This is a genomic window from Gluconobacter cadivus (assembly GCF_015244745.1).
Taxonomy (GTDB): domain Bacteria; phylum Pseudomonadota; class Alphaproteobacteria; order Acetobacterales; family Acetobacteraceae; genus Gluconobacter; species Gluconobacter cadivus.
In genome coordinates, this window is record NZ_JABCQI010000007.1 from 35,545 (window position 1) to 56,987 (window position 21,443).

Consider the following 21,443-nt stretch of genomic DNA (forward strand, 5'->3'; position numbering starts at 1 on the left):
CACCTCTTCGCGATCACCGCGCGAAAATCATGCGCTCGTGGACATTCCAGAAAGGCACTCAACATGTCTAGACATGTCATAAAAGTTTCATCGCTGGCCGCGTTCTGCATGGGGCTATCCGTCTTGTCCGCCCCCATCACAGCGTCTGCGGAAGATGAGGTGCCTTGCCCTCATCCGGACGGAATCACGTTCGCCATCGAGCCTTATGAGCCTATCAATACGCTTGAGCCCGTCTTCCGCGCCATCGGGGAACAGCTCTCAGAACGTCTGCACTGCCCGGTCCATGTCATGATTACGGTGTCCTACAGCGCCGAGATCGAGGCCATGCGTTCCGGCCATACGGACCTCGGACTGTTTGGTCCGCTGGGATATGTGATGGCTCACAAGATGGCGGGCGTCGATGCCATCGCGGTCCTCTCCACACCCACCGGGCAGGCAGGCCTCTATACCGCCAGCATCGTCACGCGCCCGTCGACTGGAATCCATGATCTGGCCGGACTCAGGGGGCGCAGCTTCGCCTACTCCGATCCGGCCTCCACTTCGGGCCATCTGCTGCCGGCAGCGGCCCTGCGCAACGCGGGGCTGGATCCGGACCATGACCTTGCCGTTCGTTATGCCGGCACGCATACCGCCGCTTTCGAAGCCATTCGCAACGGTCAGGTCGATGCCGCCGAACTCAACAGCGAAACAATCGCCGATGCGCGCGCAGTTGGCGAGTACGACCCGAAGGATTATGTGGTTCTCTGGCAGTCCGAACCCATCCCGCAAGGCCCGATTGCGGTTGCAGCCGGCCTTTCCCCGGCTTTTCGCCAGAAGCTCCTGACCGCGCTTATGAGTGTGGATGTCAGCAAAATCCGCCTCAATGATAACGGAAAAGATACGGTTGCCGCCTCCCGTCTGACACCGCAAACAGATGCCGCCTATGACGGAATCCGCAACCTCACGCCCATAATTGGCGTCGATACGCATCGGGGGCCGTGATGAGCGAGACGACGGACCGCTCCCTGCTGCTGCGTGGGATCACCAAATCTTATGAAACAGGTGCAGGCGGTTCGAAAACCGTTCTTGAGGGCATTGATCTGCATATTGGCCCCGGAGAACTGGTCGTGCTGCTCGGTGCAAATGGCAGCGGCAAGTCCACGACGCTCAAAATCGCATCAGGCATGATTGCGCCTACCGCTGGGGAAGTCCAGATCGGCAGGACCGATATCACCCAAATGCGTGGAGAAACCCGCCGACAGTCCCGCATGAAACTGGGCATGGTGTTTCAGGATGCCCGCCTCATCAGGCGCCGAAGCGTCCTGTCCAATGTCCTGTGCGGCACCCTTGGACGTCATCAGAACATCGCCACAGCGCTGGGATTCCTCCCTCAGTCCGAACGTCCCCTCGCCATGGCGTGTCTGGAACGTGTAGGCTTGGGCGCTCTGGCGGGTCAGCGGGCTTCCACGCTGTCAGGGGGACAGGCGCAGCGTGTTTCTGTCGCCCGCGCCCTGGCCCAGAAGCCATCCGTCATTCTGGCTGACGAACCGGTAGCCAGTCTGGATCCTGAATCCGCAGAAGAAGTCATGACCCTGCTGACGACAGTGGCCCGGAACGAGCGACTGGCTGTTCTCTGTGTTCTCCATCAGATCGATCTGGCGCGCCGTCATGCAACCCGTCTCATTGGGTTGAAAAAAGGCCATATCGCCTTTGATCTGCCAGCCTCAGAAGTGACCGACACCATGATCTCGACCCTCTATACGAGAGACGCCCCATGACCAGAACGGATATCCGGCCCGCTCCCGACAGCGGCAACATCATGGTCTCCCGATTTTCGTCGGGCACGTTTCTGGGCTGGGGCGGAGCAGCCACCCTGCTGTTCATTCTGGCGCAGGCCGCTCATAACACACAGGTCAGCCCCACCAATCTCATCACGGGTGCCGGGCGGATTGTAGATATCGTCGGACGCGCGGTTCCTCCAGACTGGAGTCAGCTTCCATCCGAATGGGGCCCAACCCGCGAGACGATCGACATCGCCCTGATTGGGACGGCGCTGGGGGCCATACTGGCCTGTCCGCTGGCCCTTCTCTCGGCACGTACGCTTGTTCCCAATCCGGTCATCCGCATGCTGGCCCGGAGCATCGTCGCCTTGCTTCGGGCTGTTCCCGACCTCGTCTGGGCACTGATTTTCGTAACAGCCGTTGGTCTGGGGCCATTTCCCGGTGTCCTGTCCTTAATTCTGCATACCGCTGGCATGCTTGGCAGACTAGGTGCGGAAATGATTGAAGACATGGACGTGATGCCCCTGGAAGCGATGGAACTGGCAGGCGCCAATCGACTACAGATTTTCATACACGGCATTCTCCCAACTCTTATGCCTTCAATGTTTGGTCTGATCCTTTACAGACTTGATGAAAACCTGCGCTGTTCCCTGGTGCTGGGGTTTGTCGGCGCGGGCGGACTAGGCTTTCAGCTTTTCACAGCCATCAGTCTCTTTCAGTATAGAACTGCGTCGCTTTTGCTTCTGATGATTCTGGTAATTGTTCTCATTGTGGAAACATCGTCTTCAGCAATAAGAAAACGACTGATGTGATCAATCTCCGTAGATTTTCTGGAATAAAATGAAGCAGATTGATGCCCAGAAGATACCGCGCACTGTGCGTCTTGGAAGGCTTATGACAATACCAAAAGCAGAGCCAAAGCGGTAAACGACACCCCTATCGCCTTCGTTTCAGGTAACTATGGTGCATAACCCTTTTCTGAAAGCGAAATATGAGACGTCTCACCATCGCCGTCATATCCTGTTTATCCCTCCTGTTAACGGCATCTGAGGCGTTCGCTCAGAATTTTCCGGTTGACCGGGCTGTCAACAATCTCGGCTTTCAGACGACTTATCAGAAAACAATTTCGGTCTGTGCGTCAGGGTGTGATTATTCCAGCGTTGTAGCAGCATTTACTGCTGCGGTCGGTCAGGCGCACAAACTTGCCACTCACGGCATCATCGTCGTCTCCGTTGCTGACGGCACCTATACCGAGACCGCACAGGCCTTCACGAACGATCCGGCGTCCTCTGCGGTTCAGGTCGTCGGAAACACCCATGACCTGACAAAAGTGCAAGTCAATTTCACCCATATCTCCGGTACGAACCAGAGCGGATTCATCGCAATCGGCGGCGGCCAGATTGGCCTGATTGACGGCATGACCATCAATGGCGTTGGCGCACAGGCGTCCCATACAAACACCCGGACGACATGGAAGAACCAGTCTTACGGCGCGGGGATCATGGCGCAGGGAGGATCGGTCATCAATCTCGGCCCGCACATGGATATCGAACATTTCTACTACGGCGTCGAAGCAGACGATGGCGGTGTTGTGAATGCCCGTTCGGGGGGTGTGAAAGCCGGAGATGCCGGCGATGTTGCATTTATGGCAAGGGGAAATGGCGTCATCGTCTGCACACCCTGTACGGCCGTTCGGGTCAGCGACCTCACCAATCCGGACACAGCAAAACTGGGCTATTGCTACGATGCCGAACGCGGAGGTGCGCTTTATATCGACGGTTCGACATGCTCACAGTTCGGGTCGGGAGGACTTTACGCGCTAACCAACGGGAAAATGTGGGCGCACGGCGTAACCGTTTCCAATCCGCTGAATACAACTCTTGCAAAGGGCGCGTACGCCTTGACCGGTGGCGTCATCGAAAGCCAGAACTCAACCTTTTCAGGGGGCTACATCGGCGCAGAAGCGCAGGATCTTGGTGTCATTACCTGCAATTATTGCACATTCAAAGGAGCGTCTTCCGATGGCGTTGTCTCTGACGGAGGCGCTTTTCTGGCGGGATCTTCGGTCTCTCAGGACAATGCGGGCTATGGCTATCATGCTATTCATCAGGGCGTCATCCGCCTCTATGGCGTAACCGCGAAAACGACCGGAAACAAAACCGGAAAATTCGCGGCAGACACAGCAGGGACGGCAAATGGCGTTGCCTATACCGCCGCTTCGGTTTTCGTCGGCAACTGAATACTCGCGGCAGGCTCGCTGTTTCCAATCAACCCAGCCGCCTCCGGGCGGTTTTTATATCTGGAGAACGCTTCTTTCAGACCAAAAAGCAGATTAAAGACTGTATCCCATTCTCCGATACAGCCCGTTAATCACCGAAACACTACGTCTCGCTTCGGCCAGATCAGGCGTTTCGTCCGTATTGTCGTAACCAAACCCCATATTATCGCCCAGCCACTGAACCACGATCCCGTCTCTTCTGGACACAACATAGACGTTTCCAAAACTCATACTGCACAGCGCTTCCGGCTGGGGAATGAGCCACGCGATCTGTCCACGTACAGGAATGATGCTGTTGTCATTCCACAGCGCCCGGGCGCCATATCCGGTACAGTTGATAAAAACCGGTTCTGGAAGACCTGTCAGTTCAGACGGATGATGCAGGGTCAGGATCTTGATCTTTCCGCCCTGCTCCAGAAACTGCCGCATCAGATAGTCCGAATAGCTGGCAACATTGAAAATCAGATTGGGCTTTTTGTGCACTTCCGAATAAGGAAGCCGGCTGTCATCCACCCGGATCAGGTTCCCCTGCGGCTCGATGTCCCGGATGCGCTCGTCCAGTCTGGCATAGCCAATCGGATCGACATGAGGGGCGGAGGGTTCACGGGAATGCAGGCCATAAAACGTGTCCCATTCCACCGGATTTCCCGGCAACCCCTGAAGGCTCTGGTAACAGGAGAACGAATACCGGGCCATGCTCTCCCACCGTACGGCAAATTCCGGCGTAACGGCGTCTGCGCGCGCAATGCGAGACGATGGCGTCCAGCTTCCGGACGCCCGTGACGAGCGGACGAACGGTGGCAAAGCCTCGGTATAGATCGTCACCTGCGCGCCAGCCTGCTGTGCGACGATAGCGGTTGTCAGACCAATCGCACCACACCCGATCACCCCGATATTTCGACTGACAGGCGATGCCCGTTCCACAGCCAGCTTCGCGCTCCCCCATGACAGCGACCAACCGCTACCACCATGTCCATAATTATGGACAACCGTCTTGTGCCCGACCTGAACAACATCCAGACGCGGCCCGGCGGCCCTGAAAGGACGCAGGCAGACCGTAATGCGGTCAATCCTGTCCGTCCGCGCCCGAATGACCGGAATGGAACGGACGTCAGCATCCAGATCGGGACTGAAAAGCGGTCGGGTCGCGCAGGCGGACAGGCTGGAAAGACCGACAACGGACGCCCCGCCTGCCATGACATGCCGACGGGAAAGAAGAGGCATCATAAAACCTTCCGGCTGGGACAGTGCATTCGATGGAAAACGAGCATCAGGCAAGTCGGGCAGGAAGGGAATTCTCAAAAAGCCTGCAAAGCATAGCCTCAGGTTATGGCCGCCCTGAAAAGCAGCCTCGGAGACGTTCCGCCACATCTCCTTTTGCAAAAGAAACGTAAAAAGAGTTTCATTCATTGCGGAAGGTACCGGAGCCCGCATCCGCTCCTTTCGCGAAACATTCAGCAACCCGCCTTCAGAACAAGGACCGCCAATGCGCCTGCGCCAGATCGAAGTTTTCTATGCGATCATGACGACGGGTTCGCTACGACGCGCCGCGGAGCTGCTTCATGTCTCGCAACCAGCCGCCAGCAAGGTTCTGCGCTACGCTGAACAGTCTTTGGGATTTGCGCTGTTCGAGCGGGCGGGAGGACGGCTCGTTCCAACGCGGGAAGCCCTCATCATGCTGCCACACGTCAACGCCATTTTCGAAAAACTGTCCGACCTCAAGCGCCTGACCAACAATCTGCGTTACGCGCGCGATGGGCACTCGATCAGTATCGGATGCGTACCGAGTCTGGGTCTGGGACTGGTGCCACGCGTGGTGCAGCGTTACCGCAAGGATCATCCGGGCATGGAACTGACGATCGATGCCATGCACGGCACCGAAATCGTCTCGCGCATCATGAACCATGACCTCGATCTCGGAATCGTCTTCGGCGACTACACATTCGAAGGCATGACGGCCCTGCATCTTGCGGATATCCCGCTGATGATGATCGACGAAGAAGGCGGTGAAGGTCCGGTCAGCGTCACCGACATTGATCCCGAACGCTATATCGGGTTGAGCGAAAACGATCCCACAGCCCGCATGCTCGATATGCTGCTGGAAGAAGCTGGCGTTCCAGCCAAGACCCATGTGCGGGTTCGAACCCATTTCATGGCCGCCGAACTCGTGCGCCTCGGAGGAGGATGCGCCATCGTGGATGCCGTAACGGCCCTGCATCATCCGGGACTGTCACCGCCCCGCCCCCTTTCTCCGCCTCTGAGCGTCAGTTGTACCGTCCTGTTCCGGGCCGATCATGCTCTCTCGCATATTTCGCAAGATATCCTCGCCCTGCTCCGAAGCGAACTGGATGTCGATCTGCGGGCCCTGAAAAAATCCTGACAAAAATGACGGGCAGCTCTTAACCCGAGGTTAAGAGCACACTGCATCTTAGGACAGGACAGTCAGACCGTTTCGTGCTCTGAATGATGCTTCTTTTCGCAGGGTCCCGATGAATCCGGGGCCGGAAAATCGTATTCAGAGCCGCCCATGATCCAGCCTGCCCGACAGTCCCTCATGCGCGCCATCTCGGCAGCGCTCCTTCTTTCCACGACATGCGCCACACACGCCGCAACGCTGCCCGCAGGACTGCCCGAGGGCCTGACCGAGCAGGTTATTACCACAACGGTGGAACATGCCCGCTCGGCCTTTGACGTGCCGGGAATTGCGGTGGCCGTGGTGCAGGACGGCGAGATCGTGTTCAGCCGCGGCTACGGACGACGCACACAGGACAGCGCGAGCGCGCCCGTCGACGCCCGCACGATGTTCGCCATCGGCTCCAACACCAAGGAATTCACCGCAACGGCACTGGCGCAACTGGTGGATCAGGGCAAACTGGGATGGAACGACCGTATCATCGATCACATGCCGGAATTCCGCGTCGCCGATCCGTCCATCACGCGGGACTTCCGCGTCTCGGATCTGCTGACACATCACAGCGGCATGGGACAGGGCGCAGGAGACCTGATGCTGTTTTCGCACAGCACCTTCACGCGCCCGGAGATTCTGGCGGCTCTGCCGTTCATGCCCTTTACGGCCCCCTTCCGCAGCGATTACGCCTATAACAATCTTCTGTATGTCGTGGCGGGCGCTCTGGTGGAGCGCATGACGGGCCAAAGATGGGAAGAGGTCGTCCAGAAACACCTGATCGACGCCGCAGGCCTTCCCGCCTGTCAGAGCACGCCACCGGTCAAAGGCCAGACAGACGTGGCGATCGGCGAAGGCGAGAGCACCGTCCTGCCAGACCGCAGCGCCCTGCGCCTGCCAGCCGTCGCACCCGCAGGCGGCATCTGGTGCAGCGCCGATGGCGTAGCACGCTGGGCCCAGACCTATCTCAATGGCGGCCGCGCCCCGAACGGCCGACAAATCTTCAGTCAGGCCAGCCGCGACGCGCTCTGGGCACCACACGGAATTCTGCCCCTGCCTGACACAGCCGAGGCCACAAAGACCCATTTCCGCGCCTATGGTTATGGCTGGTTCATGGAAGATTTCTTTGGCCTCAAGCGTGTCTGGCACACGGGAACCATCAGCGGAATGGTCAGCTATGTGACGTTCCTGCCAGAGCGGAAATCAGCCATTATCGTTCTGACCAACCATTACAGTCACGCGGCTCCTTTCGCCATCGCGACGGAACTCAGCGCCTATGTCGCGAACGGCAAAAGTGCGGACTGGGTTGCGTATTTCCAGAACGAGCAGAATGCCAAAGAGGCGGCAAACAGGAAAAAAGCTGCCGAAACCGGCCCTGGCTCGCCCGCCCGACCTTTCATCACGCTCCCGGATGAGGCGCAAAAGGACTATATCGGAACCTATCGCGATGACTGGCGCGGCCCGATTTCGGTCAGTCGCCGGGGAAAGGATCTGCGGATATCTTTCAGCCATGCCGACGGCCTGACCGGGACCCTCTCCGCCCTGCCGCATGATCTGTTCGTTGTTCGCTGGGATGACCGCGGGCAGGACGCTGATGACGATTCCTATGTCCAGTTCGAGCGCGACATGTCCGGTCAAGTGAGCGGCCTGAAAATGCAGGTTATCGGTTCGGATTTCAGCTTCGATGCACAGGATCTGCATCCGAAGAAAATCAGTTCTTCTCCAGAGGCACTGACTCCCTGATTTATTGTTTTCATTACAAAACAACACCTTAACCGCAGGTTATGGGAAGATGGCCTCTTTGCATTGGCCCGAGCGGTTTGGGAAATGTAGGTTTTGATCATGATAATGGCGCAGGGGATTATAATATCTCCCTGCGCCCGGCCTCTGGACGTTCGGGACTTTTATGGCTGGCAAACGGACCATCACCATCATCGGCGGAGGCGTGATCGGCCTGACAGCCGCCTACGCCCTCGTCCGGGAAGGGCATGACGTCACCCTGATCGAACGTCGCGAAGACGTTGGGCAGGAAGCCAGCTTCGCGAATGGCGGCCAACTCAGCTACCGCTATGTCAGCCCGCTGGCCGATGCCGGGATCGCGCGGGACGCCCTGGGCTGGCTGTTTCGCCCCAATTCCCCGATCTCCCTTCGCCTGAAGGCCGATCCGTCCCAGTGGCGCTGGCTGCTCGCGTTCCTGCTCGCCTGTAACCGGCAGACAAACCGCCGCAATGCTGGCGTCCTGCTCGATCTGGCACTCAGTGGGCAGGCGGAACTTCAGACCTATCGCGAGGAAGGCTTACGGGACTTCCTGTGGCGGCGTCCGGGAAAGCTCGTCCTGTACCGCAACGCCACCACTTTCCACAAAGCCGCGAAATCCGTCAGCGACCCGCAGCGCCAACATGCGATCTCCCCGTCCGAATGCGCGGAGATCGAACCCGCCTTCGCAGGTCTGCGTGACAAGATCGCGGGCGGTATTTTCTCGCCCGAAGACGAAGTCGCAGACTGCTTCCTGTTCTGCGAAGCCCTGCGCGATGCCCTCGCATCGGCACCGAATTTTCGGCTCATCCATGGCAACGCCACCCTCACGGCTGGTCTCAGAAACCGTTGTAACGTCCTGCTTGATGGCAAGCCGTTCGAGACCGATCTCGTCGTTCTCGCAGCCGGGATCGCCTCCCGCAAACTGGCCCGCCCCTTAGGGGTCGATCTGCCTCTTTACGGCCTGAAAGGCTATAGTCTGACCACAGGCCCACGTCCCGGCCTCGTTCCTTTGGTTAGCGTAACGGATTATGATAACCGCGTGGTCTATGCCGGGCTGGGCGACCGCCTGCGGGTTGCCGCGATGGTCGATATCGGCGCGCAGGACACCCGCCTAAACCCCAAACGCCTCGGCGAACTCCGCGCGCTCGTGAACGAAACGCTTCCGGGCGCGCTGAGTGAGGGCGACGATACGCCCTGGGCAGGGCTGCGCCCCGCTACCCCCACGGGCGTCCCGATCATCGACCGCACCCGGTATGACAATCTTCTGCTCAATGTCGGGCAGGGCGCCCTTGGCTTCACGCTTTCGGTCGGCTCGGCCCTGAGACTGAAAGAGATCGTGGCCGGGTGCGATTCCCGCGCCATCAGTTGAAAAAGGAACAGGCTTTTATGCAGGCCACCCGCCGCACGGTTCTTCTTGGCGGCGTCGCTGCCACCCTGTCCACACCGGGATTCAGGGCCCGCGCCGCAGCCCCCCTTCAGGGTCTAAAAGGCCTCGGCCAGCCGGTCGAAATTCTGGAAGACCACTGGGGCGTCCCCCATGTCCGCGCGCAAAGCATCCCTGACGCTTTTTTCGCAGACGGCTATCTGATCGCCCGCGACAGGCTGTGGGAGCTGGATTTCGGCCATCGCCAGTCTCTGGGGCGGCTGGCGGAAGTGTTCGGCCCGGCCTTCGTCCCCTCCGACACGGCCAACCGGCTGGTGCTGTTTCGCGGTGATGCCGAGCGCGAACTCGCGGCCTTTCCTCAACTGACCCAGGACTGCGCCCGCGCCTATGTCGCCGGGATCAATGCGCGCATCGCGGAAGTCACCGCAACACCCGCTCTCCTGCCCCCGGAATTCGGCATTTTCGCCGCCACACCTCTGCACTGGGATGTGCTGGACCTGATCCGTATCCGCGCCGAAGTTACCGGCAACACCCGCACCGAAATCCGCCGCGCCCGACTGGCCGCACGCGGTGCGCTGGCCTACGACGCCCTCATCACGCCGCTGGAACCTGTCCATGACCTGCGGGTGCCGGACGGTCTGGACACCGCCGCCATCAGCGAAGCCGACCTCGGGCTGTTCGGCGTGCTTCAGGCCCCCCTGCCCCGCCACGACATCCGCGCCGCAGCCGATGACGGCACGCGGCGGAGGAATGAAGGCAGCAATGCCTGGGTCATCGCCCCCTCTCGCACCGCAACCGGCCGTCCCATTCTGGCCAACGACCCGCATCTGTCCTTCGGCGTGCCCGGTCCGCGTCACGTCGTTCATCTGACGGCACCCGGGCTGGATGTAATCGGCGGCGGCGGGCCGGGTATGCCCGGCGTGATGCAGGGCCATAACGCGACCATCGCTTTCGGGCGGACAAATTTCCATATCGATCAGGAAGACCTGTTCATCCTGCGCACCAACCCCGCCGATCCGCTGCTTTATGCCCATCAGGGCGGCTGGAAACGCATGGAGCAGGTCGAAACGCGGATCGCAGTCCGTGGCGAGGCCGAGCGCGTGGTGAGCCTGTTCTATTCCGTGCACGGGCCGGTCGTCTCGCGCGATCCGGCACGCAACCGCGCCACTTCAGTCTCCGCCACCTGGCTCGCCCCCGGCGCGAACGGGCTTCTGGCCAATATCGGGATCAATCTGGCCCATGACTGGCCCAGCTTCCGCCAAGCCCTGCGCGTCCATACCAGCCCGACCAATTTCACCTATGCCGACACCAGCGGCAATATCGGCTGGCAGGCCGCAGGCGGTCTGCCGCGTCGCGCGCCGGGACATGACGGGCTGATGCCCGCACCGGGAGACGGGCGATACGACTGGCAGGGTCTTCAGCCGCTCGAAGCCCTGCCCAGCAGCTTTAATCCGGCGCGCGGCTGGTTCGGAACGTCCAATGAGATGAACCTACCCCCCGACTATCCGGTCGAGGAACGGCGCGTCAGTTTCGAATGGCGTGACGGCTTCCGCCACGAACGCGTGGCTCAGGTGCTGGATGCAACTCCGCGTGCGACCCTTGCCGACAGCGTAGCCCTGCAACACGACACGTTCTCTGTGCTGGCGCTGCAAATGGTCCGGCTTCTGCCCGATGTCCCGCCCGACCTTGCCGCAGAGGCCGCAGTGCTCAAAGCATGGAACGGCCGTGTGGATGCGTCGAGTGCAGCCGCCGCGCTGTATGAAGTCTGGTGGACCCGGCTCGAACGCGCCCTGCACGCGCTCATCATTCCGGCCGCCCTGCACGACCTGCTGCCGGGGCCGGTGAACGCCACGGTTCAACTCTCCCTGTTCCAGTCCCCCGACGCCCGCTTTGGCGCAGATCCGGCGAGCGCGCGGAACAGGATGCTCGTCGAACAGTTCCGGGAAGCCGTTCAGGAGTTGCGGAAGCGCCTCGGCCCACTTCCCGCCGCATGGCGTTGGGGCGCGCTCCATACCATTACGCTGCGCCACCCGCTCGCGTCCGTCCCGGCCATCGCTGCGGCTTTCCCCACAATCGGCGGTCCCTCAGCGCAGAGCGGCGGAGATCCCTATACCGTCATGGCCCGCTGGTACAGTCCGCAGACCGGCGGGGCCGACGCCTATGCCACGACCGGAGGCGCCAGCTATCTGATGGTGTGTGACGTCGGCCACTGGGACCGCTCGCTCTATCTCAACTTCCCCGGACAGTCCGCCGATCCGAGATCGCCGCATTACGCCGATTTCCTGCCTGTCTGGCTGCGTGGCGCCATGCAGCCGCTGTCTTTCAGCACCCACAGCGTCGATGCCGCCACTGTCCGACGTATGACACTTCGACCGGAGGATCGGCCATGAGCAACTGGCACATTCGCAACCTCACACTGATCGCCCTCGCGGCCCTGTCTTCAGCCGCACAGGCGCAGTCCCCCACCGAGACCACCCATGCCCTGGATCATGTTCTGACGCAGGGTGAGGTCCGTCCGCTGGCCGCCATTGCCGCCGTCCGTCTGCGCCATGGTCAGGTTGCTTACAGCTATTATGGCGGCTTTGCGCGACAGAGCCCGGACGAAACGGTGCCCGTCGGGCCACAGACGCTCTTTCGCATTGCTTCGATTTCAAAGGTCGTCACGACGATCGGGCTGATGGAACTGGTCGAGCAGGGCAAGATCAACCTCGATCACGATGCCTCCGACTATCTGGGGTTCCGGCTTCGCAATCCGGATTTCCCCCAGACACCGATTACGGTGCGGATGCTGCTCAACCACACGTCCAGCATTCGCGACGGTGACAGTTACACACTCCCTCCCGGACACCGCATCAGCGAAGTCTTCGACGCAACCCACAAACCCGGCGATGCCAGCTATCATTTCGCCCATGGCGAGGGACACGCGCCGGGCACATGGTTCAGCTACTGCAATCTTTGCTATGGCCTTGTCGGCACGATCATGGAGCGTGTCAGCGGCGAGCGCTTTGACCGTTACCAACAGGCGCATGTGCTTGATCCGCTCGGGATTGATGGCGGCTATAACCGCGCCACCCTCACCCATCCCGAACGTCTGGCCACACTCTACAGCCACCAGCCCACAGGATGGAATGCCGAGACAGACACCCTGCCGCTGGTGCAGGTCTGGGATACTGTCGCACTCGCCCAATACAAGCCCGGAACCAATGGCACGCTGTTTGCCCCTCAGGGCGGCCTGCGGATTTCCATGGAAGGGCTGACCCGGCTGGCCCGCTTCATGCTCGGCCACGGCACGCTGGACGGCAAAACGTTGCTTTCGGCCCACAGCATCGCCCTGATGCAGACACCGACATGGCAGTATGACGGCCAGAACGGCGACTGCCCTTACCCGATCGCCAGCTACGGTCTGAGCATGGCGCGCCTGACCGGAGCACGGGATTCTTCGGGCCGCGAAACCCGACCCTATAAAGGCTATTCCGGCGATCTAGCCGGCCATCTCGGGGATGCCTATTCGCTGCATTCAGGCTTCTGGTACGACCCCGCAACCGGCGATGGCTTCCTGTTTGCCGCAGATGGCTTCCCCGACGCCGGGCAGGAACGTCCGGGCACCTATTCATCATTCACCCGTGTCGAGGAAAAGATTTTCACCGCCCTCGCCGGAGCCGGGAAAGACATTCCATGACCCTTCGCCTGTCCCTGTTCGCCGCCTCGGCGTTCCTCGCCGCCACAGTCTCTGGCGCAAACGCCGCTACCACGCAGGACAAAACCCAACTGGGTGCCCTTCTGGCCATGCCCTATGCCAAAGGCCTGACCGGGGCTGCGAAATCGGCGCGTCTGGCCTGGGTCGAACGTCGGGACGGCGTCCGCAATATTCTGATCTCGGACGGAGGCGCTGCCCCCCGCAGGGTCACGGCCTATACGCAGGATGACGGGACCGATCTGTGGGGCCTCGCTCTCAGCCCGGACGGACAGACACTGGCCTTCGTCGAAGGCGGCGATGCGGAATATCCCAACGACCACGCCCCCAATGCCGGCAACGCCGCTGTCCCGGGCAAGGAAACCGTGCGCGTCCTCCTGCCCGATGGCCGAACCGTCACCGCCGGAGAAGGACACAGCCCGGCCTTCTCACCGGATGGACGCCTGCTCGCCTTCATGCGCGGCGGCGCGCTTCTTGTTGGGCAACCGGGCCAGACGCCGCGTGTGGTCATGACCACGCCGGGCGACATCACCGCCCTGCACTGGTCCCCGGACAGTAACCGTCTCGCGCTCGAAATTGACCGGGGCTCCCACAGCCTGATCGCGCTCTGGGACGCCAGAAACAGTAGCGCTGCACCCGTGTTCCTGCCTGCCGCTTTAGGGCATGACCAGAACGCAACCTTCTCGCCAGACGGACGCGCCATCGCCTTCGTCCGGGCCTATCACCCGCTGATGACGGCTGAACGCGGCAAGGGTCATTTCTGGTCCCTTCAAGTCTATGACACCGCCTCCGGCGCAGAGCATACGCTTTGGACCGCACCGGAAGGCACCGGAAACCGCTTCTGGGCGCCCGAAGGCATGGACCTGACATGGAGCCGCAACGGACAACTCCTGTTCCCGTGGGAAGGCAGCGGCTGGCTGCGCCTCTGCGCCCTCAGCGTCACTGCACCGGCCTCAACACCACACTGCCTGACGCCGGATCAAGCCGAAATCACGTCTTACCGTCTGTCAGCGGATGAAACACGCCTGCTCTACACCGCCAATATCGGCGATCCGGATCACTGGCGCGCCTGGTCCCAGCCCCTCGATAACACCCAGCCCGTAGCCCTCAGCGCACCGGGCGAACAGGTCATGGATCTCACACTGGCGGGACCGGCCATCGCCATGATGGCCACCAGCGCAGACCAGACCGCCCACCCGGTTGTGCTTAAGGGCAACGTCCGACACGTTCCCGTGACGCCCGCCTTCCCAGACGGCTTCACATTCACAACGCCCCAAATCGTCCATTTCCGCAGCGAGGACGGCCGCGACATTCACGGACAACTGTTCCTGCCGCCCGCCGGAACACCCGGCCCGCATACGGCGCTGGTCTTCGTGCATGGCGGCCCCCACCGCCAGATGCTCCCGGCCTTCAATCCGATGGGCTATTATTCCAATGCCTACGCCATGAACCAGTTTCTGGCATCGCGCGGGTATGTCGTGCTGGCCGTTAATTACCGCAGCGGCACTGGCTACGGCGTAGACTTCCGGACCGCCCCCGGAATCGGCCGTGCCGGTGCGAGCGAATACAAAGACGTTCGCGCAGCCGGACTGTTCCTGCGCAGCCGCTCAGATGTGGCCCCGGGCAAAATCGGCATCTGGGGCGGAAGCTGGGGTGGTTATCTGACCGCTCTGGCTCTGGCCCGCAACAGCGACCTGTTCGTAGCCGGAGCAGATTTTCACGGCGTCCATGACATGACGGAGCCAGATCATTCTGGTCTCTCCCCCGAAGAAAAACAGCGGGAAAAGGGCAGCGAATGGCGCTCCTCCCCAATCGCCGACATCGATCACTGGCACTCGCCCGTTCTGCTGATCCATGGCGATGACGACTTCAACGTCGAATTCGAACAATCCGTTCTTCTGGCCCGTATGCTCGTGGAGCGGAACATTCCGTTCGAAGATCACGTCTTCCCCGGCGAACGCCATGCTTTCCTGCGGACACAGGACTGGCTACAGGCCTATCTGTGGACGCTGCATTTCTTTGATACAAAGCTTCCGGCCATACAGTCTCATTGATCTTCTATCGGATCTGCCAACGGAAAAAATATCCTGAAATGGCAGATCCTCCCGGAAAACGGGCCATCATTTCCCCTGTCGCCCTCCAAATATTGCCTTCATGAAACGTCAGGGGATGGCGCGTACATAACTTCGGGTTATATGGCGCGCGCAGTTTCGACATCGACGCCTGCGTGACCGGCAGGCATATTAATTCGAAACCGAAACATCACCGCCCACTGGCGCTTATCGAAGGAACGAGGGTATGACCGCCAGACTGTCCCTGAAGTCTTATTTCCTGTCTTTTGCGGCCCTGTCATCGGGCGCAACATTCCTCATGCAGCAGCAGGCTTACGCTGCCGCAACAGTCTCCAAGCCTGCGGATACCAAGCACGCATCTTTGCAGCCTTCGAAACCCACCGCAAATCACAAAAAGACACAAAAACAGACTGACTCCAACCGGGAAGTCATTACTGTTACGGGCAGTCACATCGCGAACTCGCACATCAAATCCCCGACCCCCATCAGCTCCCTCAACCAGCAGGAAATCCTGAACCAGGCGCCGAGCAACAACCTCGCCGATCTGATCAACCAGATGCCACAGTTCGCGGGCAGCCAGACGCCCCAGAACTCTGCCTACTCCCTCAGTGACGGCACAGCCGGCATCAATGCGCTCAATCTGCGCAACCTCGGCCCCGTCCGCTCCCTCGTGCTGATGGACGGCCGACGGATCACGCCTTCCGCCATCACCGGCATCGTCGACATCAACACAATCCCCCAGCAGCTGGTCAAACGCGTGGACGTCGTGACGGGGGGTGCGTCCGCGCAGTACGGCTCCGATGCCGTTGCAGGTGTCACAAACTTCGTACTCGACAAAACCTATACGGGCCTGAAAGTCAGCGCGGATTCCGGCATTTCAGATTATGGCGACGGTGAGAACGAACACGCTGCCATTGCCGGAGGCTTCGGCTTCGCGCATGGTAAGGGCCACGTCCTGCTCAGCGGCGACATCGCCCATCAGGACGGCATTTTCCACGTCTCCCGCAGTTGGAACGTGAACGGCAGCCGCATCGTCGCCAATCCCGACTATGTCGCAGGAAACGGCCAGCCCTATTACCTCCGCGTCGGTGATGCAGGCACCAACAACGTCATGCCCGGCGGCATCATCAACGCCTCCACGGGCGGCGTGGCCAACTCCCTGCGCGGGATCTATTTCGGCCCCGGCGGCAGCGTCAATCACTACAACTACGGCTCGTTCTCAACGTCCAGCGTCTCGGTCGGCGGCGACCAGAACCTTGCCAACAACAACAAGAACATCGGTCTGGAGCCCCAGAGCGACCGCAAAAACCTCTTCGGACGCCTGAGCTATGACGTCGCGCCCTGGATGACCCTGTATGCGGAAGGCGCCTATAATGAGAGCGAATACGTCTACAATTCCGGCCCCCAGTATATCAGTTCGGTGTCCCTGAAAGGGACCAACCCCTATCTTGTCGATGCGCTCGGCGCGGCAGCCCTTCAGAACGTCTCGAATGTCACCGTCGGCACGACCGCGCTCGACATGCCCTATCGCCGGACTGACAACACGCGCAACGTCCAGCGCTACACCTTCGGCGGCGAAGGCAATTTCGAGATGTTCGGCAAACGCGCGTCGTGGAGCGCTTACGGACAGTATGGCGTCACCCATACGCACGAGCAGATCTATAACGTCATGAACACGGCAAAAATCGCCAATGCGACCGATGCCGTGCGCAACTCCGCCGGACAGATTGTCTGCCGCTCGTCCCTGACCAATCCGGGCAATGGCTGCTCCCCCATCGACTGGCTGGGAACGGGCGTCATGTCTTCCTCATCCATCGGATACGTCCTCGACGCCCCGTGGCGCGACCAGCGGTTTCAGGAAATCGTCTCGGGCGTGAACCTCTCCACGATCCCGTTCGCAACATGGGCGGGCGACGTGAACGTAGCCGTCGGCGGCGAATATCGTGACGAACGCTCTTCAGGATATGTGCCGACCGAATACCAATCAGGCTGGTCCGTCGGGAATTACCGCCCGACCTTCGGCCATTACAGCGTCAAGGAAGCCTATCTCGAAACCGCCGTCCCGCTGGCTAAAGGCCTGTCCTTTAACGGCGCCGTCCGCGGTACGGACTATTCGACCTCCGGCTATGTCACGACATGGAAGATCGGCGGCACCTGGCAGCCCATCAGAGACGTCCTGTTCCGCGCCACGCAGTCCCACGACATCCGCGCGCCCAACATCAACGAACTCTACAATGCCGGAACATCTCAGACGACGACCGTGCTCAATCCGGAAACGGGCCTGACGAACACCGTTCTCGCCACCACGACGGGCAACACCAGACTGCGCCCCGAGACGGCCAATACGACCGTCGTTGGCGCTGTCATCACGCCGCGATACGTGCCCGGTATGGCCATCTCGGTCGACTGGTTCCACACCAAGATCAAGAACGCGATCCAGCAGTTCTATCCGCAGTCCATCATTAACGAATGTTATTCGGGCTACACCACGTTCTGTTCGGCCATCCGTCCCGACCCGACAGGCACGCGCGATCTCCTGATCAACGCCTCACCGTTTAACTTCGCCAAGCTCGAAACCAGCGGCATCGACATCGACGCGTCCTACACCTTCCCGCTCCGCCGCCTGCTGCGCGACGCTGGCGGCAAGATCACCATCCATGGTCAGGCCACGAACTACCTGAAATATGTCTCGGACTCCGGCGTGGGCTATACGGTCGACACATCGGGCGACATCTCTTCCGGCCCGCCGCGCTGGATCTACCGTTTTTCTGCCACCTACAGCACAGACCGGTACAGCCTCACGGCCATCGCCCACGGCATCAGCGCAGGCAACTATTCCAACAGCTACATCCAGTGCTCTGGCACATGCCCGGCGTATAACGCCAACTATCCCACGATCAACAACAACCGCGTCACGGGCATTTTCTACTTCGACATGAACGCGACCTATAATCTGCCCGTCGAGAAAATCGGCAAGATGCAGATCTTCCTGACCGTCACCAACCTCGCCAACACGTCCCCGATCCTGCTGCCGGAAGGCGGGCTCGAAGCCGACGAAACCTACAGCAACCTGCTGGGCCGGGCCTATCGCGGCGGTATCCGCATGGAGTTCTGAGCCGGGCCTGCCAGACCTGACCTGCCTACGAGGCTGCCTGTCCGACCTGCGGGGGCAGCCTCTGTCTTTTCAGCCTTCAACCCATCTTCAGTCAGGGCCTTCATGCGTCAGATTTCCAACCACGCTCCGCACCGTTTGCCCCGGCTCTTTCACAAGCTGTTCTCCCGCGCCACTGCCGGACTGCCTGTCCTCCTGAGTGCCTGCGCCGTCCAGAGCACCCCGCCCCCTCTCGGACCGCACGCCCTTGCGAAGCAACTCGCTCCCATCCTGCAATCCTCGCAGGATCAGGGCGTCCGATGGGGCATCGTCATTGCCACCCAGGACGGAAAAATCCTGTTCTCCCGCAACCCCAGCGGACGCTTCATCCCGGCATCGAACACCAAACTGTTCACCACAGCCGCCGCCATGGCCGAGCTTGCAGAACTGGACCATGAAGCCACCGCACACCCCACGACGCTCCTGCTCGCCCTCCGCCAACACGGAGCACCGGACCTCATCCTGCGCGGCTCGGGTGATGCCGTCCTATCCGATGACGCTGCCTGCAAAACCGACTGCCTGAAAACACTGGCGGATGCCGTCTCCGCCAAGGGCCTCAGACATATCCACGCCATCATCGCTGACGATCGGCTTTTTACGGACGAACGCTGGGGCGACGGATGGAGCTGGAACAACCTCCCAACCCAGTGGGGCACCGCCGTGTCGGCCCTGACGCTGAACGACAATACCGCCGCACTGACTATCCAGCCCGGAGCCCATCCCGGCGACCGCCCAACCGCCCACTGGTCGGCACCCGACGAAGGCCTGTCCCTGCTCAATCAGGCTTTGACGGTCGCGGACGGAAAACCTGAACTGAGTTTTGAAAAGAAGCCCGGCGATAACCGCGTCGTCCTGAGCGGCACACTCCCGCTCACTGCTCCCGCCCAGACACTGAAAATCGGTCTGGACGATCCAGCCCTCTCAACTGCCCGTCACTTCAAATCCCTGCTGCGTGACGCAGGCATCCGGGTGCAGACGATGCAAGTCCGACACCGTCTGACGAAAATCACCCCTGATACGCCCACACCAGACGCAAGTATCCTCGCCACCCTGCCCGCTCCGGATCTGAAAGACGATATCCGTCACCTGCTCAAAGTCAGCCAGAACCTCCATGCCGAGCTTCTGCTGCGCCGTCTGGCGCTCGTGCATGGAAACGGTTCGGTCGCGGACGGCCTCGCAGAACGCAGCCGGGTGCTGGCCGCGCTGGGCCTGTCTGCCGCAGGCGTCGCGCTTTATGACGGCTCGGGAATGTCCCCCTACAATCGCGTCACGCCACAGAGTGTCATTCACCTCCTGCGTCTCGCGGAGCTTCAGCCTTGGGGCGCAGACTGGCGCGACGACCTTCCTCTCGCAGCGCAGGACGGAACACTGGCACACCGCTTCATCGGCACCCCCGTCGCGAACCACCTGTACGCAAAAACCGGCACACTCGCCGCCACGCATTCTCTGTCCGGCTATCTACACACCACGCACGGCCAGACCCTCCTGATCGCCATTTTCGCAAACGATATCCCGGACGACCTGCCGCATCCGACCAAAATCATGGATGATCTCGTCACCGCCGTCGCCAAAGCCGAATAGCGGAAGACCCGGAGCCCGTCTCACATGCCTCACCCTGCTTCCGCAACAGCCACACCAAAAACGCCCCTCAGCCGCCGCACCTTCATGGGCCTGTGCGCGGGAACTGCGGCCACATCATGGGCAACCGCTTCGGGGCTGGCCGCCGGATCCCTCTCCCCTGCCAAAGTCCGAACCGGCTACGACGTTCTCGAAGCCGACCACTATCAGGCCCTCAAAGGCCGAAAACTGGGCCTGATCGCCAACCCCACAAGCGTGGACCGCCATCTGCGCCATATCGCGGACCGTCTGCACGCCGCCCCGGGCGTCAACCTGAAAGCCATTTTCGGACCGGAACACGGATTCCGCGGATCGGCGCAGGCGGGTCATGCCGAAACAAAAAGCATCGACCCCCGCACGGGCATCCCCGTCTATGACATGTACACGCTCTCCGGCCCGAAGCTGGATGCGCTCCTGAAATCGGCAGATATCGACCTTCTCGTCTTCGACATTCAGGATATCGGCGCCCGGTTCTACACCTATATCTGGTCCATGTTCGACGCCCTCGCCGCCTGCGCCCGCTGCGGCATCGCGTTCATGGTACTGGACAGACCCAACCCCATCACGGGCCTGCACCCTAGCGGCCCCACTCTCGACCCGGCCTTTTCTTCATTCGTGGGCAGGGTTCCGCTTCTTCTGCGACACGGCATGACCGTAGGCGAACTCGCACGCCTGTTCAACAGCCAGTTCGTGCCCCAACAGGCAGGACGCGCCGCCCAACTCAACGTCATCCCCATGACCGGCTGGCGGCGGGATCTGTATCTGGACGAAACCGACCTCGTCTGGGTGCCTCCAAGCCCCAACATGCCCGACATCACCACAGCCCTCGCCTATCCGGGGACCTGCCTGTTCGAAGGCACAACCCTCTCTGTCGGCCGCGGGACGGCATCGCCCTTCCTCACACTCGGCGCGCCCGATCTGGACGCGACCCGTTGGGTGGACAGCCTCAACGACGCCGCCCTGCCGGGATGCCTGTTCCGCGAAGACTGGTTCACACCCACCGCAGACGTCGCGAAAGAGCAGCTATGCCACGGGCTTCAGCTCGCCATCACGGAGCGCAGATCCTTCGATCCATTGCTGACAGGCGTAACCCTGCTTCAGAGCGCCCTCAAAATATCCGACCGCCCGATCTGGAGAAAATCCGGCGCAACCTTTGACATTCTCGCCGGCAGCAGCACCCTCCGCCAGCAGCTTTCCCAAAACCTGTCAGTCACCGAAATCATGGCAGGCTGGAAACCTGAGGAAGCGGCCTTCACTCAGAAACGCCGCCCTTTCCTGCTCTACTAAAACTATAGGGTTTCTCATTTTTCAGATTCAGACAGTGT

At 60.8% G+C, this 21,443-nt stretch carries 14 protein-coding genes; 13 read left to right on the forward strand and 1 reads right to left on the reverse strand.

What is annotated here, in order from left to right:
- The first annotated feature begins 63 nt into the window (after positions 1-63).
- The 4 genes from HKD28_RS10865 (at position 64) to HKD28_RS10880 (ending at position 3,999) form a co-directional block, all read left to right on the forward strand.
- Positions 64-981, forward strand: a complete 918-nt coding sequence (locus tag HKD28_RS10865) for a phosphate/phosphite/phosphonate ABC transporter substrate-binding protein (RefSeq protein WP_207728967.1) — start codon at positions 64-66, stop codon at positions 979-981.
- Positions 981-1,757 (forward strand): phosphonate ABC transporter ATP-binding protein, encoded by a 777-nt coding sequence (locus HKD28_RS10870; RefSeq protein WP_194268142.1) that lies wholly within the window; start codon positions 981-983, stop codon positions 1,755-1,757. Before HKD28_RS10865 ends, HKD28_RS10870 begins: the two co-directional genes overlap by 1 nt.
- Complete coding sequence (phnE, locus tag HKD28_RS10875; protein ID WP_194268143.1) at positions 1,754-2,572, forward strand: phosphonate ABC transporter, permease protein PhnE; 819 nt, start codon at positions 1,754-1,756, stop codon at positions 2,570-2,572. The genes HKD28_RS10870 and phnE overlap by 4 nt, the downstream gene beginning before the upstream one ends.
- A 179-nt stretch (positions 2,573-2,751) precedes the next feature.
- Complete coding sequence (locus HKD28_RS10880; RefSeq protein WP_194268144.1) at positions 2,752-3,999, forward strand: hypothetical protein; 1,248 nt, start codon at positions 2,752-2,754, stop codon at positions 3,997-3,999.
- A 93-nt stretch (positions 4,000-4,092) separates the two neighbouring features.
- On the opposite strand, the gene HKD28_RS10885 is transcribed toward HKD28_RS10880, so the two are convergent.
- Complete coding sequence (locus HKD28_RS10885; RefSeq protein ID WP_235993422.1) at positions 4,093-5,265, reverse strand: FAD-dependent oxidoreductase; 1,173 nt, start codon at positions 5,263-5,265, stop codon at positions 4,093-4,095.
- A gap of 259 nt (positions 5,266-5,524) precedes the next feature.
- Between HKD28_RS10885 and HKD28_RS10890 the strand changes: the two genes are divergently transcribed.
- From HKD28_RS10890 to HKD28_RS10930, 9 genes are all read left to right on the forward strand, one after another.
- Entirely contained in the window at positions 5,525-6,418 is an 894-nt protein-coding gene (locus tag HKD28_RS10890; protein WP_194262549.1) for a LysR family transcriptional regulator, read from the forward strand.
- 147 nt (positions 6,419-6,565) lie between these two features.
- Positions 6,566-8,185 (forward strand): serine hydrolase, encoded by a 1,620-nt coding sequence (locus HKD28_RS10895; protein WP_235993423.1) that lies wholly within the window; start codon positions 6,566-6,568, stop codon positions 8,183-8,185.
- Positions 8,186-8,348: 163 nt separating this feature from the next.
- Entirely contained in the window at positions 8,349-9,569 is a 1,221-nt protein-coding gene (locus tag HKD28_RS10900) for an FAD-dependent oxidoreductase (RefSeq protein WP_194268145.1), read from the forward strand.
- Between the two features lie 17 nt (positions 9,570-9,586).
- Positions 9,587-11,974 (forward strand): penicillin acylase family protein, encoded by a 2,388-nt coding sequence (locus tag HKD28_RS10905; RefSeq protein WP_194268146.1) that lies wholly within the window; start codon positions 9,587-9,589, stop codon positions 11,972-11,974.
- On the forward strand, positions 11,971-13,263 hold the full coding sequence (locus tag HKD28_RS10910; protein WP_194268147.1) for a serine hydrolase domain-containing protein: 1,293 nt from the start codon (positions 11,971-11,973) through the stop codon (positions 13,261-13,263). The genes HKD28_RS10905 and HKD28_RS10910 overlap by 4 nt, the downstream gene beginning before the upstream one ends.
- Positions 13,260-15,332, forward strand: a complete 2,073-nt coding sequence (locus HKD28_RS10915) for a prolyl oligopeptidase family serine peptidase (RefSeq protein WP_194268148.1) — start codon at positions 13,260-13,262, stop codon at positions 15,330-15,332. The genes HKD28_RS10910 and HKD28_RS10915 overlap by 4 nt, the downstream gene beginning before the upstream one ends.
- Positions 15,333-15,576: 244 nt before the next feature.
- On the forward strand, positions 15,577-18,465 hold the full coding sequence (locus tag HKD28_RS10920; protein WP_194268149.1) for a TonB-dependent receptor plug domain-containing protein: 2,889 nt from the start codon (positions 15,577-15,579) through the stop codon (positions 18,463-18,465).
- 102 nt (positions 18,466-18,567) lie between these two features.
- Positions 18,568-20,082, forward strand: coding sequence for a D-alanyl-D-alanine carboxypeptidase/D-alanyl-D-alanine endopeptidase (gene dacB / locus HKD28_RS10925; protein WP_194268150.1), 1,515 nt, complete (start codon positions 18,568-18,570; stop codon positions 20,080-20,082).
- 24 nt (positions 20,083-20,106) lie between these two features.
- Positions 20,107-21,405, forward strand: a complete 1,299-nt coding sequence (locus HKD28_RS10930) for an exo-beta-N-acetylmuramidase NamZ family protein (protein ID WP_194268151.1) — start codon at positions 20,107-20,109, stop codon at positions 21,403-21,405.
- The last annotated feature ends 38 nt before the right edge of the window (positions 21,406-21,443 follow it).